This is a genomic window from Streptomyces sp. NPDC026589, assembly GCF_040638385.1.
GTDB lineage: Bacteria > Actinomycetota > Actinomycetes > Streptomycetales > Streptomycetaceae > Streptomyces.
On the sequence record NZ_JBEZYG010000002.1, the window covers coordinates 235,772 to 251,287 of the forward strand.

Consider the following 15,516-nt stretch of genomic DNA (forward strand, 5'->3'; position numbering starts at 1 on the left):
TGCCGTCGCGGTGCCTGCCGCGTGTCCCCGGACGGGGACACCGGTGGGACGGAGCGGAGGAGCGCGCGGTTCCCGCGGCCGGGACCGGACCGGACGCGGACACCGTGCGGTCGCCGCCGGAAGCCCGGACGGAATGGCCGAAAGGTGATGTCGTCCGTGCCGGCGCGGTCGGTCCTCAGTCGCCGTACTCGGACATCGCGTCGATCAGCCGCGCCGACGAGGGCGGGACCGTCACCCCGTTGATCAGGGACGGCTTCACCGGAACCGGGGCGCTCTTCACGGACGCCGTCCAGTGCGGCGCCATGCGCGCGCAGTCACCGCGCAGTGCGGCCAGGCTCAATTCCGACTCGGGCAATGCGGTGTGCTTCGACATATCCGCACCGTAACCACGGTCGAGCACAGGTAGAAAGCCCTACTATCGGGTAGTTTTCCCTTTTCCTGGCCGTCGGCTCACCCGGTAGCGTGAACTGTCACGTCGTCCCGGAGGGCGCACACTCACGGCCCTTCGCCTTCCGCAGGAGTAGCCTCCCGTGCGCATTGCAGTCACCGGCTCGATCGCCACTGACCACCTCATGACCTTCCCCGGCCGCTTCGCCGACCAGCTGGTCGCGGATCAGCTGCACACGGTCTCCCTCTCCTTCCTGGTCGACAACCTCGATGTCCGCCGGGGCGGTGTAGCCGCCAACATCTGCTTCGGCATGGGTCTGCTCGGCACCAGCCCGATCCTGGTCGGCGCCGCGGGCGCGGACTTCGACGAGTACCGCTCCTGGCTCGACCGGCACGGCGTCGAGACCGGATCGGTCCGTATCTCCGAGGTACTGCACACCGCCCGCTTCGTCTGCACCACCGACGCCGACCACAACCAGATCGGCTCCTTCTACACGGGCGCGATGAGCGAGGCCCGCCTCATCGAGCTGAAGAGCGTCGCCGACCGCGTCGGCGGCCTCGACCTCGTCTCCATCGGAGCCGACGACCCCGAGGCGATGCTCCGCCACACCGAGGAGTGCCGCTCCCGGAACATCCCGTTCGCCGCGGACTTCTCGCAGCAGATCGCGCGGATGGACGGCGAGGAGATCCGCATCCTCCTCGACGGCGCCACCTACCTCTTCTCCAACGAGTACGAGAAGGGGCTCATCGAGTCCAAGACCGGCTGGAGCGACGAGGAGATCCTCGCCAAGGTCGGCCACCGCGTCACCACCCTCGGCGCCCGCGGTGTCCGGATCGAGCGGGTCGGCGAGCCGGTCATCGAGGTCGGCTGCCCCGAGGAGGACACGAAGGCCGACCCCACCGGCGTCGGCGACGCCTTCCGGGCCGGTTTCCTCTCCGGCCTCGCCTGGGGCGTCGGCCTGGAGCGCGCCGCCCAGGTCGGCTGCATGCTCGCCACCCTCGTCATCGAGACGGTCGGCACCCAGGAGTACACCCTGCGCCGTACCGCCTTCATGGACCGTTTCACCAAGGCGTACGGCCACGAGGCCGCCGCCGAGGTCCGGCAGCACCTGGTGTGATCAGCTGAGCCGGCGGACCACATAGGCCGAGCCGCGGTCCGCCGGCTCCTCGCCCACGTACTCCTGGCCCCGCATCTCGCACCAGGCCGGGATGTCCAGCCGCGCCGCCTCGTCGTCGGCGAGCACCGTCACCGTGGCGCCCACCGCTACCTCCCCGATCACCTTTGCGAGCTCGATCACCGGGATCGGGCAGCGACGGCCCAGCGCGTCGACCACCAGGGACGCGGCGGGCCCGGGGGAGCGGGGTGCGGAGACCGGGGCGCCGAGCCGCTCGCGGACCCCGGCGACCACTCCGGGCAGGACCTCCAGGAAGCGGTCCACGTCCGCCCCGTCCGTGCCCGGCGGCAGCGACACCCGGATGTTCCCCTCCGAGAGCACCCCCATCGCCTTGAGCACATGGCTCGGAACCAGGGTGCTGCTCGTGCAGGACGAGCCGGACGACACGGAGAACTCCCTCCGGTCCAGCTCGTGCAGCAGGGTCTCCCCGTCGACATAGAGACAGGAGAAGGTGACCAGATGCGGCAGCCGCCGCTCCGGATCGCCCACCACCTCCACATCCGGCACCCGCTCGGCCACGACGGTCCGGATCCGTTCCACCAGGGCGCGCAGCCGCCCCGACTCCGCCGCCGCCTCGCCCCGTACCGCGTGCAACGAGGCCGCCGCCGCCACGATCGCCGGCAGGTTCTCGAACCCCGCCGCCCGCCCCGACTCCCGCTCCCCGGCCGGTCCCCGGGGTGCGAACCGCACCCCCTTGCGGACGGCGAGCAGCCCGACCCCGGCCGGGCCGCCCCACTTGTGCGCGCTCGCCGTCAGCAGCGACCAGCCCGCCGGAACGGGCCCCCAGCCGAGCGACTGGGCCGCGTCCACCAGCAGCGGCACCCCGGCCTCCGCACAGCGCGCCGCGACCTCGGCGACGGGCTGCTCGGTGCCCACCTCGTGGTTGGCCGACTGGAGGCAGGCCAGCGCGGTGTCCGCCCGCAGCGCCCCGCCGTACACCGCCGGATCCACCGCCCCCGTGCGGTCCACCGGGACCTCGGTGAACGAGCCGCCCGCCGCCTCGTGGGCCGCCGCCGAATGGAGCACCGACGAGTGTTCGACCGCCGAGAGCGCCAGATGGCGGCCGACACGCCGACGCCCCGAAAGAGCTCCGTCAATTCCCGCGTGCACCGCCGTCGTCCCGGACGAGGTGAAGACCAGTTCGTCGGGGCGGCATCCGACGGCCTCCGCGGCGGCCTCCCGGGCCGCGTCCAGGAGCAGCCTGGCCCGCCGCCCCTCCCGGTACAGGCGGGCGGGATCGGCCCAGCCCTCGTCGAGCGCGGCAAGCAGGGCCTGGCGTGCGACGGGGTGCAGGGGGGCGGCGGAGGCGGCATCGAAGTAGGGCACCTGGCCACGCTAGCCCGCACCCGGCCCCACCTCGCCGGGGGCCGTTCCTACCGGACGGGCGAGTGGCCGTCAGATGAGGCCCGGAGGCCCGGATTCCACCCCATGGGCGTGTCGGGCGGCGCGTTGGGCACCCTCCCCGCGCGACCCTAAATAGCGTCCAGTAGGGTTTGGTCCGCATAAACATCCAAACCCCTGCCCGCGTCAGGGCCGGCGACCGACCAGAGACATACGGGCGCGCCGACCGTGCGGGCGAGACTCTCGGGAAGGCGCTACGTGAGTCCCAACGGCTCCGACCGCTCGTCGCGGCGCCCGATGCGGCGGAAGCTGCCGCAGGTGCTGACTGCGGGCCTGGTCCTGGCGACGGCCTCCGGTTGTTCATACAACTGGGAGGATTTCCCCCGCCTCGGAATGCCCACTCCGGTTACGGAAGAGGCCCCTCGGATCCTCTCCCTCTGGCAAGGCTCGTGGGCGGCAGCGCTCGTCACGGGTGTCCTTGTCTGGGGGCTGATCCTCTGGAGCGTCTTCTTCCACCGGCGTAGCAGGACCAAGGTGGAGGTACCTCCGCAGACCAGGTACAACATGCCCATCGAGGCGTTGTACACAGTGGTTCCCCTCATCATCGTCTCGGTGCTCTTCTACTTCACCGCACGTGATGAGTCGAAGCTCCTCGAGCTCTCCGACAAGCCCGCCCACACCATCAACGTGGTCGGCTTCCAGTGGAGCTGGGGCTTCAACTACATCGAGAAGGTGGATGGCCAGCCCGCGGCGGGCCCCGAGATCCCCAAGGAACTCGACGCCATCCCCGACCGGTTCCGCAAGGACTTCCCCGAAGGCGCCGGCGGCGTCTACGACGTGGGCATCCCCGGGACCCGTAACCCGCAGAACGGCAACCCGGGTCCGACCCTGTGGCTGCCGAAGGGTGAGAAGGTCCGCTTCGTCCTCACTTCGCGTGACGTCATCCACTCCTTCTGGGTGGTGCCGTTCCTCATGAAGCAGGACGTCATCCCGGGCCACACCAACGCGTTCGAGGTCACTCCCAACCGGGAGGGCACCTTCATGGGCAAGTGCGCCGAGCTCTGTGGCGCCGACCACTCCCGGATGCTCTTCAACGTCAAGGTCGTCTCCCCGGAGCGTTACCAGCAGCACCTCAAGGAGCTGGCTGAGAAGGGTCAGACGGGCTACGTGCCGGCAGGCATCGCGCAGACGGACCCGGCCAGGAATGCGGAGAAGAACCAACTGTGAGCATCCTCAACGAACCTCAGGGTGCCGCTCCGGCAGACGACTCGTACGAGGACGAGCTGCCCGTGCGGCGCAAGCAGCCGGGAAACATCGTCGTGACGTGGCTGACCACCACTGACCACAAGACGATCGGTACGCTCTACCTGGTCACGTCGTTCGTGTTCTTCTGCATCGGCGGACTCATGGCGCTCTTCATGCGCGCCGAGCTGGCCCGTCCGGGCACGCAGATCATGTCGAACGAACAGTTCAACCAGGCGTTCACGATGCACGGCACGATCATGCTGCTGATGTTCGCGACGCCGCTGTTCGCCGGATTCGCGAACTGGATCATGCCGCTGCAGATCGGCGCGCCCGACGTGGCGTTCCCGCGGCTGAACATGTTCGCGTACTGGCTGTACCTCTTCGGCTCGCTCATCGCGGTGGCCGGCTTCCTCACCCCTCAGGGTGCGGCCGACTTCGGCTGGTTCGCCTACTCCCCGCTCTCGGACGCGGTCCGTTCGCCGGGCGTCGGCGCCGACATGTGGATCATGGGTCTGGCCTTCTCCGGCTTCGGCACGATCCTCGGCTCGGTCAACTTCATCACCACGATCATCTGCATGCGCGCACCCGGCATGACGATGTTCCGCATGCCGATCTTCACCTGGAACGTCCTGCTGACCGGTGTCCTGGTCCTGCTGGCCTTCCCGGTCCTCGCCGCCGCGCTCTTCGCGCTGGAGGCGGACCGAAAATTCGGTGCGCATATCTTCGACTCCGCCAATGGCGGCGCACTGCTCTGGCAACACCTCTTCTGGTTCTTCGGCCACCCAGAGGTGTACATCATCGCGTTGCCATTCTTCGGAATTATTTCCGAGGTCATCCCGGTATTCAGCCGCAAGCCGATGTTCGGCTACATCGGTCTGATCTCCGCGACGATCGCCATCGCCGGCCTTTCCGTGACGGTGTGGGCACACCACATGTACGTCACGGGCGGTGTGCTGTTGCCGTTCTTCTCCTTCATGACGTTCCTCATCGCCGTGCCAACAGGCGTGAAGTTCTTCAACTGGATCGGCACGATGTGGAAGGGCTCGTTGTCCTTCGAGACACCGATGCTCTGGGCCGTCGGCTTCCTGATCACCTTCACCTTCGGTGGTCTGACCGGCGTCATCCTCGCCTCGCCCCCGATGGACTTCCACGTCTCGGACTCGTACTTCGTCGTCGCGCACTTCCACTACGTCATCTTCGGCACCGTGGTCTTCGCGATGTTCTCCGGATTCCACTTCTGGTGGCCGAAGTTCACCGGGAAGATGCTGGACGAGCGGCTCGGCAAGATCACGTTCTGGACGCTGTTCGTGGGCTTCCACGGCACGTTCCTGGTGCAGCACTGGCTCGGTGCCGAGGGCATGCCGCGTCGTTACGCGGACTACCTCGACGCCGACGGCTTCACCGCGCTGAACACGATCTCGACGATCTCCTCCTTCCTCCTCGGCCTGTCGATGCTGCCGTTCTTCTACAACGTCTGGAAGACCGCGAAGTACGGCAAGAAGATCGAGGTCGACGACCCGTGGGGTTACGGCCGTTCGCTGGAGTGGGCGACCTCCTGCCCGCCGCCGCGGCACAACTTCCTCACGCTGCCGCGGATCCGTTCCGAATCCCCGGCGTTCGACCTGCACCACCCGGAGATCACGGCGCTCGAACAGCTCGACCACCTCTCCGAGTCGGACAAGGCTCTCGCCGGCTCCAAGGAGGCAGGCAAGTGAAGATCCAGGGACAGATGTTCATCTGGCTGAGCGTCTTCATCCTCGCCATGGCCATCGTGTACGGCGTGTGGTCCAAGGAGCCGGTCGGCACCACGGCCCTCTTCCTGGCCTTCGGGCTGTCCGTCATGATCGGCTTCTACCTGGCCTTCACGGCCAACCGGGTCGACGCCATGGCCCAGGACAACAAGGAAGCGGACGTCGCCGACGAGGCGGGCGAGCTGGGGTTCTTCTCCCCGCACAGCTGGCAGCCGCTCTCCCTGGCGGTCGGCGGAGCCTTCGCCTTCATGGGCGTCGTCTTCGGCTGGTGGCTGCTGTACTTCTCCGCCCCCCTGCTCCTGATCGGCCTCTTCGGCTGGGTCTTCGAGTACTACCGGGGCGAGAACCGCACCCAGTGACACCGCACCCCGTGACACCGCACCGCCGGTGACACGCGCTACACCACGAAGGGCCCGCATCGCCGACAGCGACGCGGGCCCTTCGCTCGTTTGCAGTCACAGAACGCGCTGGAACGGATGAATCTTCTTAGCGTGGACGGCATGAACCACACGCCGCGCATTCGCACCGTAGTGAGCTGCACCCTGCTGGTCGTGACCCTCGCCGCGGGTGCGACCGCCTGTGGCTCGCCCGACGGCCACCCGCTCTCCACGAAGCCTTACGACGCGGGTGACCAGGTCTCCTTCAACGGCCCCTCCGACAAGGAGAAGGCCGACCCCGACAAGCCCCTGGAAGTCACCGTCGAGGGCGACGACGGGCGCATCACCGACGTCAGCGCCGTGGACACCGGCGGCCGCCACCTCGCGGGAGAGCTCTCCGCCGACGGGAGGCGCTGGCGCTCCACCGCCCCGCTCGCGGCCGGCACCGGATACACCGTCAGGGTCGCCACGGAGAACAGCGACGGCGCCCCAGGCGTCCGTACGCTCTCCTTCGACACCTCATCGCCCAAGAAGCTGCTCAAGGTCGCCTTCGGCCCGGAGACGGGCACCTACGGCGTCGGACAGCCCATCACGGCGGAACTCAGCGCTCCGATCACCGACAAGGCGGCCAGGGCCACCGTCGAACGCGCCCTGAAGGTCCGCTCCACCCCGGCGGTCACCGGCTCCTGGTACTGGGTCGACGACAAGAAGCTGCACTACCGCCCGAAGGAGTACTGGCCCGCGAACGCCACCATCGAGGTCCGCTCCAACCTGGCGGGCATCAAGGTGACCAACGCGCTCTACGGAGCCGAGGCCAAACCCCTGAAGCTCGCCACCGGCGACCGGATCGAGGCCATCACCGACGCCGCGGACCACACCCTGACGGTGCTCCGGAACGGAGAAGTGATCAACACCATTCCGGTCACCACCGGCAAGCCCGGCTTCTCCACCCGCAACGGGGTCAAGGTGGTGCTCGCCAAGGAGCAGTTCGTCCGTATGCGCGGCGAGAGCATCGGCATCGCCGCCGGCTCCTCGGAGTCGTACGACCTGCCGGTCTACTGGGCCACCCGGGTGACCTGGAGCGGCGAGTACGTCCACGCCGCCCCCTGGTCCACCGGCTCCCAGGGCAACGCCAACGTCAGCCACGGCTGCACCGGCATGAGCACCGACAACGCCGAATGGTTCTTCGACACCGTGCGCGAGGGCGACATCGTCAAGGTCGTCGGCAGCGCGGGCGAGGACATGGACCCGTTCGGCAACGGGTTCGGCGACTGGAACCTCTCCTGGGAGAAGTGGCAGAAGGGCAGCGCCCTCCACGAGGGGGCGCCGGACAGCCCGCAGACGCTCCAGGCCGCCCGGCTGCGTCCCCACGTCTGATCCGGGCAGGAAGGTGCCGTACGGCGCCGGACGCCCCTCAGCGGGCCGTGGGGGCCTCTCAGGCCTCCACGGCGAGCCGCTGCCGCAACAGCGCCGCCAGCGCGTCGGCGAACTCCACCGGGTCCACCGGGAGCGTCACGGCGGCCTCCGCCCGGCTCCAGGTGGCCAGCCACGCGTCCTGCGGGCGGCCGATCAGCAGGAGCACCGGCGGGCAGCGGAAGATCTCGTCCTTGATCTGGCGGCAGACGCCCATCCCGCCGATGGGAGCCGTCTCCCCGTCCAGCACGCAGACGTCGACGCCGCCGGCGTCGAGCGCCTTGAGGACGGCCGGGAGCGTGGCGCACTCCAGGAACTCCACCGGTGGCACGTCCGCGGCAGGCCTGCGACCGGCTGCCAGCCTCACCTGCTCGCGGATGTTGGCGTCGTCGCTGTAGACCAGGACCGTGGCGGTCGCCTGCATTGTTCCTCCGTGACATCGACGTCGTCGGGGCTCTCGGGGCATGAACCGATGCGCGGATCGTACTCCGCCCGACCGGCCGTCAGCACCGGTAATGACGACCTTCCGATGGGCCGTTCGGCGCAGGGCGCGACCCCTGCAGACGGTACGGACACACCGAACGGCACCCCCCGGGGTGAGGGCGGGATAAGCGACCGACATAATGTCGGTCGTGGCGACAGCAACGACAGTAGAAACCGGGCACGCGCACCCGTCGGTCAATCGGCCGAACCTCACCAGCGTCGGAACCATCATCTGGTTGAGTTCCGAGCTGATGTTCTTCGCGGCCCTCTTCGCGATGTACTTCACCCTGCGATCGGTGATGGGACCCGAATACTGGAAGGAGATGTCCGATCATCTGAACTTCCCGTTCTCGGCGACGAACACCACGATCCTGGTGCTCTCCTCACTCACCTGCCAGCTCGGCGTTTTCGCAGCCGAGCGGGGCGATGTGAAGAAGCTCCGCACCTGGTTCATCATCACGTTCGTGATGGGTGCGATCTTCATCGGCGGCCAGGTCCTCGAGTACGTGGAGCTGGTCAAGGACGCGGGGCTCTCCCTCTCGTCCGACCCGTACGGATCGGTGTTCTACCTGACCACCGGCTTCCACGGCCTGCACGTGGCGGGCGGCCTCATCGCCTTCCTGCTGGTCCTCGGCAGAACGTACGCGGCCAAGAGGTTCACCCACGACCAGGCCACCGCAGCCATCGTCGTGTCCTATTACTGGCACTTCGTCGATGTCGTATGGATCGGCCTGTTCGCAACGATCTACATGATCAAGTAACCGGGCTCGCACCCGCCCACCATCGACGCAGAAGATCCTGACACCGGGGTAATCCGTGAAAAAGCTCTCCGCACGACGACGCCATCCGCTGGCGGCGGTCGTCGTACTACTCCTCGCGCTGGCGGCTACCGGGGGGCTGTACGCCGCGTTCGCGCCTGCGGGCAAGGCGCAGGCCGATGAAACCGCCCAGTCCCTCGCCATCGAAGAGGGCAAGAAGCTCTACGCCGTAGGCTGCGCCAGCTGCCACGGAACCGGCGGTCAGGGCACCACCGACGGGCCGTCCGTCGTGGGCGTGGGCTCCGCCGCCGTCGACTTCCAGGTCGGTACGGGCCGTATGCCCGCGCAGCAGCCGGGCGCCCAGGTACCGAAGAAGAAGGTCATCTACACCCAGGCGGAGATCGACCAGCTCGCGGCGTACGTCGCGTCGCTCGGCGCCGGTCCCATCACGCCGACCGACAAGCAGGTCGACCCCGCGGGCGCGGACGTCGCCAACGGTGGCCAACTGTTCCGCAACAACTGTGCCCAGTGCCACAACTTCACCGGTAAGGGCGGAGCCCTGACGGAGGGCAAGTACGCCCCCGACCTCGAAGGCGTGAGCCCGAAGCACATCTACGAGGCCATGCAGACCGGCCCGCAGAGCATGCCCTCCTTCCCCGACACGACGATGCCGGCGCAGGAGAAGAAGGACATCATCGCGTACATCGAGACCGTGAACGGTGACGAGACGGAGAGCCCCGGCGGCCTGGCCCTCGGCGGTCTCGGTCCGGTCAGCGAAGGTCTGTTCGCGTGGATCTTCGGACTCGGCGCGCTCGTCGCAGTCGCCGTTTGGGTCGCGGCCCACACCGCTAAGGCCAAGAAGTCATGAGTAGCCAACAGATTCCAGAAGACAACCTGCCTGTGGTGCAGGAGACCGCGCACGGCGCGGTGGAGCGTCACGACGACCCGTTCGCCGACCCGGGACTGCCGGCCCACCAGCCGCGCATCCAGGACCTCGACGAACGCGCCGCGAACCGCTCGGAACGCGCCGTCGCGTTCATGTTCACCCTCTCGATGCTGGCGACGGTGGGCTTCATCGCCTCCTACGTCATCTTCCCGGTGGACAAGATCGTCTACATCTGGCCCTTCGGCCATGTGAGCGCGCTCAACTTCTCCCTGGGGCTCACCCTGGGTGCGGCGCTCTTCTTCATCGGCGCGGGAGCCGTCCACTGGGCGCGCACCCTGATGTCCGACGTCGAGGTCGCCGCCGACCGCCACCCGATCGAGGCCCCGCCCGAGGTCAAGGCCCAGGTCCTGGCCGACTTCAAGGCCGGCGCCGAGGAGTCCGCGATCGGCCGTCGCAAGCTGATCCGCAACACCATGTTCGGTGCGCTGGCCCTGGTGCCGCTCTCCGGCGTGGTCCTGCTGCGCGACCTCGGTCCGCTGCCGGAGAAGAAGCTCCGCACCACTCTGTGGGCCGAGGGCAAGCAGCTCATCAACATGAACACGATGAAGCCGCTGCGCCCCGAGCACATCACCGTCGGGTCGCTGGCCTTCGCCATGCCTGAGGGGCTCGACCCGGAGTCGCACGACTTCCAGACGCAGATGGGCAAGGCGGCCCTGATGATCGTCCGCATCGAGCCGGACGACATCAAGGACAAGCGCCAGCGTGACTGGGCCCACGAGGGCATCGTCGCGTTCTCCAAGATCTGCACCCACGTCGGCTGCCCGATCAGCCTGTACGAGCAGCAGACGCACCACGTGCTCTGCCCGTGCCACCAGTCCACCTTCGACCTCTCCGACGGCGCTCGCGTCATCTTCGGTCCGGCCGGCCACCCCCTTCCGCAGCTGCGGATCGGTGTCAACAGCGAGGGCAACCTCGAGGCGCTCGGCGACTTCGACGAGCCCGTCGGTGCTGCCTTCTGGGAGCGCGGATGAGTACTGCGACAAAGAACCCCTCCGCCGCCGGACCGGCGAGCGGGCGCAAGGCTCCGGCCGGTGAGCGGGTGGCCGACTGGGCGGACGGCCGGCTGGGCATCTACGGCCTCGCCAAGGCCAACATGCGCAAGATCTTCCCGGACCACTGGTCCTTCATGCTCGGTGAGGTCGCGCTCTACAGCTTCATCATCATCATCCTCACGGGTGTGTATCTGACGCTGTTCTTCCAGCCGAGCATGGGCGAGATCGTCTACCACGGTCCGTACGAGCCCATGCAGGGCATCCGGATGTCCGAGGCCTACGCCTCGACCCTGAAGATCAGCTTCGAGGTCCGCGGCGGTCTGCTCGTCCGGCAGATCCACCACTGGGCCGCGCTGATCTTCCTGGCCGCCATGTTCGTGCACATGATGCGCGTCTTCTTCACGGGCGCGTTCCGCAAGCCGCGCGAGATCAACTGGCTCTTCGGCTTCCTGCTGTTCGTGCTCGGCATGTTCACCGGGTTCACCGGCTACTCCCTGCCCGACGACCTGCTCTCCGGTACGGGTGTCCGCTTCACCCAGGGCGCGATCCTGTCCGTGCCGATCGTCGGTACGTACATCTCGATGTTCCTGTTCGGCGGCGAGTTCCCCGGCCACGACTTCGTGGCCCGGTTCTACTCGATCCACATCCTGCTGCTGCCGGGCATCATGCTCGGCTTGCTGGTGGCGCACCTGATCCTGGTCTTCTACCACAAGCACACGCAGTTCGCGGGTCCCGGCCGGACCAACAAGAACGTCGTCGGCATGCCGCTGCTGCCCGTGTACATGGCGAAGGCCGGAGGGTTCTTCTTCCTCGTCTTCGGCGTCATCGCGGCCATCTCGGCCATCGCCACGATCAACCCGATCTGGGCCATCGGCCCGTACCGGGTCGACCAGGTGTCCACCGGCGCCCAGCCCGACTGGTACATGGGATTCGCCGAGGGTCTGGTCCGTGTGATGCCGGGCTGGGAGATCAACCTGTGGGGCCACACGCTCGCCCTGGGCGTGTTCATCCCGCTGGTCGGCTTCGGCGTGGTCCTCACCGCGATCGCGGTGTACCCGTTCATCGAGTCCTGGGTCACCGGCGACAAGCGCGAGCACCACATCCTGGACCGTCCGCGCAACGCCCCGACCCGTACGGGCTTCGGCGTCGCCTGGATCACGGCGTACTTCATCGGCCTCGTCGGCGGTGGTAACGACCTGTGGGCCACGCACTTCCACCTGTCGATCAACTCCATCACCTGGTTCGTCCGGATCTTCTTCTTCGTCGGACCGGTCATCGCGTTCATCGTCACCAAGCGGATCTGCCTCGGCCTCCAGCGCCGCGACCGGGAGAAGGTGCTGCACGGTCGTGAGACCGGCATCATCAAGCGCCTGCCGCACGGTGAGTTCGTCGAGATCCACGAGCCGCTCAGCCCCGGGCAGCTGCACACGCTCACGGCGCACGAGCAGTACCAGCCGCTCGACCTCGGCCCCGCGGTCGACGAGAACGGCGTCAAGCGCAAGATCTCCCCGGTACAGAAGCTGCGCGCCAAGCTCAGCAAGGGGTACTTCGCCGACGGGAACCAGATCCCCAAGGCAACCCCCGAGGAGTACAAGGAGATCAGCGAGGGCCACGGCCACCACTGATCACCTGAACTGATCGCCACCGTGAGAGCCCCGTCCATCCGATGGACGGGGCTCTTCGCGGTCTCCCCGGCTGGATAGGGTGGAGCCATCTTTCCTGACCGGCTGTGGACCCTGGAGCGGACCATGAACGTTGTGACCCCGAACGGCGGCGACAGCGTGGCGGACCGTTCCTGGCCCGGCCTCCTGAACCCCCTCCTGCGCGGCGAGAACCTCAGCTCCGAGGAGACCGCCTGGGCCATGGACCGCATCATGAGCGGCGAGGCCACCGACGCGCAGATCGCCGGGTTCGCCATCGCGCTGCGGGCCAAGGGCGAGACCGTCGACGAGGTCACCGGACTGGTCCGCGCGATGTACGCGCACGCCAACACCATCCACGTGCCGGGCCGGACCGTCGACATCGTCGGCACCGGCGGCGACCTCGCCAGGACGGTCAACATCTCGACCATGTCCGCGATCGTCATCGCCGGCACCGGCGCCAAGGTCGTCAAGCACGGCAACCGGGCGGCCTCCTCCGCCAGCGGCTCCTCCGACGTACTGGAGAAGCTCGGCGTCAACCTGGAGCTGACCCCGCAGCGGGTCGTCGAGGTCGCCGAAACGGCGGGCATCACCTTCTGCTTCGCCGTGAAGTTCCACCCCGCCCTGCGGTACGCCGCCAAGGCCCGCAAGGAACTCGGCGCGCAGACCACGTTCAACATCCTGGGCCCCCTCACCAATCCGGCCCAGGTCCGCGCCCAGGCCGTCGGCGTCGCCGACGCCCGGATGGCGCCCATCGTCGCGGGCGTGCTGGCCGACCGGGGCAACTCGGCCCTGGTCTTCCGCGGTGACGACGGCCTCGACGAGCTCACCACCACCGCCACCTCCCGGGTCTGGGTGGTGCGCGACGGCGCGGTCCGCGAGGAGCCCTTCGACCCGCGCGACGTCGGGCTGCCCATCGTCCCCGTCGAGGCGCTGCGCGGCGCCGACGCCTCGTACAACGCCGATGTGGCCCGCCGGCTGCTGGACGGCGAGGGCGGCGCGGTACGCGAGGCGGTGCTGCTCAACTCGGCGGCGGCCCTGGTCGCCCTGGACCCGGGCCCCGGCACGCTGACCGAACAGCTCGCGGCGAAGATCCTCGTCGCGGCCGAGGCCATCGACTCCGGGGCCGCCAAGCGGGCCCTGGAGCGCTGGGTGGTGGCCAGCAACGCCTGAAGCGCGACGGAGCCGCCCGCGGCCCCCACGGTGTGACACAGGGCGCAGTCCGGATGCCGGACTGCGCCCTTGCGTGTGTGCACACGTATGGCAAGATGCTGCGCAGGTCATGAGTGACAGCGACTACGGCCCCGGCCCGCTGTCCGGCAACCCTCCGTCCGTGGCGGGGTGCCCCGGGTGAAGACCAGGCCGCAGGCAGCGAGGTCTGCGGCAAGCGCGGGCCCCTCGGCATCCAGCGGATGCCAGCTCCCGGGGTCCTGGTCCCTAGGGAGTCTTCTGTGAGCAAGCGAATGCGCTAGGGCTTGTAGCCCTCCTTCCGCGCACCCATTTCTCTTCCCCTCCCTGCGCTGCCGCGTACTGCCGGCGCATGGATTTCGCCTGCCTGTTACGGGAGTTCGTCATGTCTGTCCCCACCGCTGCCCTCGACTCGTCGGTTTGTGCCCCCCTGCCCGTTCTGGGGCAGAACGTCACGGTCCCGCTCGTCACCGGCGGTGAGGTGACCTACGCCGCGCTCGACTACGCCGCCAGCGCCCCGGCCCTCCAGCGCGTCTGGGACGACGTCGCCGCGTACGCCCCGTACTACGGCAGCGTCCACCGTGGCGCCGGCTACCTCTCGCAGCTCTCCACCGACCTCTTCGAGAACAGCCGCCGTACGGTCGCGGAGTTCCTCGGCTGCCGCGCGGACGACCAGGTGGTCTTCACCCGCTCCACGACCGACTCCCTCAACCTGCTGGCCGCCGCGATCCCCGCCGACTGCCAGGTCTTCGTCTACGAGACCGAGCACCACGCGTCCCTGCTGCCCTGGCGTGACGCCCAGGTCACCTACCTCAACGCGCCCCGCACCCCGGCCCAGGCCGTCGAGACCCTGGAGCGCGCACTCGCCGACCGCGACCCCTACGGCCCCGCCCTCGTCTGCGTCACCGGTGCGTCCAACGTGACCGGCGAGCTGTGGCCGGTACGGGAACTGGCCGCCGCCGCCCACGCACACGGCGCCCGGATCGTCCTGGACGCCGCGCAGCTCGCCCCGCACCACCCCGTGGACATCGCCGAACTGGACGTCGACTGGGTCGCGTTCTCCGGCCACAAGCTGTACGCGCCCTTCGGCTCCGGCGTCCTGGCCGGCCGCGCCGACTGGCTCCAGGCCGCCGAGCCGTACCTCGCCGGCGGCGGCGCGTCCCGCAAGGTCGCCCGGCGCGCCGACGGCGGCGTGGACGTCGACTGGCACACCACGGCCGCCCGCCACGAGGCCGGTTCGCCCAACGTCATCGGCGTCTACTCCATCGCCTCCGCCTGCAAGGCCCTGACCGAGGCCGGCTTCGAGGGCCTGGTCGCCCGGGAGCAGGAGCTCGTGGGCCGGGTCCGCGAGGGGCTCGCCGAGGTGCCCGAGGTGCGGGTGCTCTCGCTGTTCGGCGACGACGCCCCCCGGGTCGGGGTCATCTCCTTCGTGGTGAGCGGCTGGAACAGCTCGCACTTCGCCGCCGCCCTTTCCGCCGAGTACGGCATCGGCGTGCGCGACGGCCTCTTCTGCGCCCACCCGCTGGTGCGCACCCTGCTCGGCAGCGACCCGCAGGACCCGGGCGAGTGCGGGGCGCCGGAGGCGGAGCCGGGCGAGCGGTCGCTCAACGCGATCCGCGTCAGCTTCGGGGCCGGTACGCCCGACGAGCACATCGACCGGTTCCTGCGCGCGGTCTCCGAGCTGGTCCGTGAGGGCGCCCGGTGGAACTACCGCACCGAGGACGGCCGCTGCGTCCCGGACCGGGGCGAAGCCGCCCAGGTCTGACACGTTCTGATGAAACACCTCGGCCGGGGACAGGCGCGCCGCCCGTCCCCGGCCG

General features: G+C 68.8%; 14 protein-coding genes and 1 riboswitch. Of the genes, 11 read left to right on the forward strand and 3 right to left on the reverse strand.

Annotation, left to right across the window (positions count from 1 at the left end; genetic code table 11):
- Window positions 1-175: 175 nt before the first annotated feature.
- Window positions 176-373 carry a hypothetical protein gene (locus tag AB0F29_RS04055; RefSeq protein WP_361867280.1) on the reverse strand — a complete coding sequence of 66 codons (198 nt, stop codon included), beginning with the start codon at window positions 371-373 and terminating at the stop codon, window positions 176-178.
- A gap of 157 nt (window positions 374-530) precedes the next feature.
- Between AB0F29_RS04055 and AB0F29_RS04060 the strand changes: the two genes are divergently transcribed.
- Window positions 531-1,505, forward strand: a complete 975-nt coding sequence (locus AB0F29_RS04060) for a carbohydrate kinase family protein (RefSeq protein ID WP_361867281.1) — start codon at window positions 531-533, stop codon at window positions 1,503-1,505.
- On the opposite strand, the gene AB0F29_RS04065 is transcribed toward AB0F29_RS04060, so the two are convergent.
- Window positions 1,506-2,888, reverse strand: a complete 1,383-nt coding sequence (locus AB0F29_RS04065; protein ID WP_361867283.1) for an aminotransferase class V-fold PLP-dependent enzyme — start codon at window positions 2,886-2,888, stop codon at window positions 1,506-1,508.
- Between the two features lie 273 nt (window positions 2,889-3,161).
- Between AB0F29_RS04065 and coxB the strand changes: the two genes are divergently transcribed.
- The 4 genes from coxB (at window position 3,162) to AB0F29_RS04085 (ending at window position 7,653) form a co-directional block, all read left to right on the forward strand.
- Window positions 3,162-4,130 (forward strand): cytochrome c oxidase subunit II, encoded by a 969-nt coding sequence (coxB, locus tag AB0F29_RS04070; RefSeq protein WP_026290535.1) that lies wholly within the window; start codon window positions 3,162-3,164, stop codon window positions 4,128-4,130.
- Window positions 4,127-5,863, forward strand: coding sequence for a cytochrome c oxidase subunit I (gene ctaD, locus AB0F29_RS04075; protein WP_361867284.1), 1,737 nt, complete (start codon window positions 4,127-4,129; stop codon window positions 5,861-5,863). Before coxB ends, ctaD begins: the two co-directional genes overlap by 4 nt.
- Window positions 5,860-6,258: a cytochrome c oxidase subunit 4 gene (locus tag AB0F29_RS04080; RefSeq protein ID WP_361867285.1), complete on the forward strand. Its 399-nt coding sequence runs from the start codon at window positions 5,860-5,862 to the stop codon at window positions 6,256-6,258. The genes ctaD and AB0F29_RS04080 overlap by 4 nt, the downstream gene beginning before the upstream one ends.
- A 141-nt stretch (window positions 6,259-6,399) precedes the next feature.
- A complete protein-coding gene (locus AB0F29_RS04085) occupies window positions 6,400-7,653 on the forward strand; it encodes an Ig-like domain-containing protein (RefSeq protein ID WP_361867287.1) in 1,254 nt (417 codons plus the stop codon).
- A 58-nt stretch (window positions 7,654-7,711) separates the two neighbouring features.
- Here AB0F29_RS04085 and AB0F29_RS04090 read toward each other — a convergent pair whose 3' ends face one another.
- Window positions 7,712-8,113, reverse strand: a complete 402-nt coding sequence (locus tag AB0F29_RS04090) for a hypothetical protein (protein ID WP_361867288.1) — start codon at window positions 8,111-8,113, stop codon at window positions 7,712-7,714.
- A gap of 199 nt (window positions 8,114-8,312) precedes the next feature.
- Between AB0F29_RS04090 and AB0F29_RS04095 the strand changes: the two genes are divergently transcribed.
- The 6 genes from AB0F29_RS04095 (at window position 8,313) to AB0F29_RS04120 (ending at window position 15,461) form a co-directional block, all read left to right on the forward strand.
- Window positions 8,313-8,933 (forward strand): heme-copper oxidase subunit III, encoded by a 621-nt coding sequence (locus tag AB0F29_RS04095; RefSeq protein WP_361867289.1) that lies wholly within the window; start codon window positions 8,313-8,315, stop codon window positions 8,931-8,933.
- A gap of 55 nt (window positions 8,934-8,988) precedes the next feature.
- Window positions 8,989-9,798 (forward strand): c-type cytochrome, encoded by an 810-nt coding sequence (locus AB0F29_RS04100; protein ID WP_361867291.1) that lies wholly within the window; start codon window positions 8,989-8,991, stop codon window positions 9,796-9,798.
- Entirely contained in the window at window positions 9,795-10,847 is a 1,053-nt protein-coding gene (locus tag AB0F29_RS04105) for a Rieske 2Fe-2S domain-containing protein (protein ID WP_215102947.1), read from the forward strand. Before AB0F29_RS04100 ends, AB0F29_RS04105 begins: the two co-directional genes overlap by 4 nt.
- Window positions 10,844-12,493, forward strand: coding sequence for a cytochrome bc complex cytochrome b subunit (locus AB0F29_RS04110; protein ID WP_361867294.1), 1,650 nt, complete (start codon window positions 10,844-10,846; stop codon window positions 12,491-12,493). The genes AB0F29_RS04105 and AB0F29_RS04110 overlap by 4 nt, the downstream gene beginning before the upstream one ends.
- A gap of 123 nt (window positions 12,494-12,616) precedes the next feature.
- Complete coding sequence (trpD, locus tag AB0F29_RS04115; RefSeq protein WP_361867295.1) at window positions 12,617-13,681, forward strand: anthranilate phosphoribosyltransferase; 1,065 nt, start codon at window positions 12,617-12,619, stop codon at window positions 13,679-13,681.
- A gap of 105 nt (window positions 13,682-13,786) precedes the next feature.
- Window positions 13,787-13,904: riboswitch (SAM riboswitch) on the forward strand.
- 177 nt (window positions 13,905-14,081) lie between these two features.
- Window positions 14,082-15,461 carry an aminotransferase class V-fold PLP-dependent enzyme gene (locus AB0F29_RS04120; RefSeq protein WP_361867297.1) on the forward strand — a complete coding sequence of 460 codons (1,380 nt, stop codon included), beginning with the start codon at window positions 14,082-14,084 and terminating at the stop codon, window positions 15,459-15,461.
- Window positions 15,462-15,516: the final 55 nt, after the last annotated feature.

Bases quoted from the DNA above. Each gene is read 5' to 3' on its own strand.
- AB0F29_RS04055 (WP_361867280.1), bottom strand. From the start codon at position 373: ATGTCGAAGCACACCGCATTGCCCGAGTCGGAATTGAGCCTGGCCGCA.
- AB0F29_RS04085 (WP_361867287.1), top strand. From the start codon at position 6,400: ATGAACCACACGCCGCGCATTCGCACCGTAGTGAGCTGCACCCTGCTG.
- AB0F29_RS04090 (WP_361867288.1), bottom strand. From the start codon at position 8,113: ATGCAGGCGACCGCCACGGTCCTGGTCTACAGCGACGACGCCAACATC.
- AB0F29_RS04095 (WP_361867289.1), top strand. From the start codon at position 8,313: ATGTCGGTCGTGGCGACAGCAACGACAGTAGAAACCGGGCACGCGCAC.
- AB0F29_RS04105 (WP_215102947.1), top strand. From the start codon at position 9,795: ATGAGTAGCCAACAGATTCCAGAAGACAACCTGCCTGTGGTGCAGGAG.
- AB0F29_RS04110 (WP_361867294.1), top strand. From the start codon at position 10,844: ATGAGTACTGCGACAAAGAACCCCTCCGCCGCCGGACCGGCGAGCGGG.
- trpD (WP_361867295.1), top strand. From the start codon at position 12,617: ATGAACGTTGTGACCCCGAACGGCGGCGACAGCGTGGCGGACCGTTCC.
- AB0F29_RS04120 (WP_361867297.1), top strand. From the start codon at position 14,082: ATGTCTGTCCCCACCGCTGCCCTCGACTCGTCGGTTTGTGCCCCCCTG.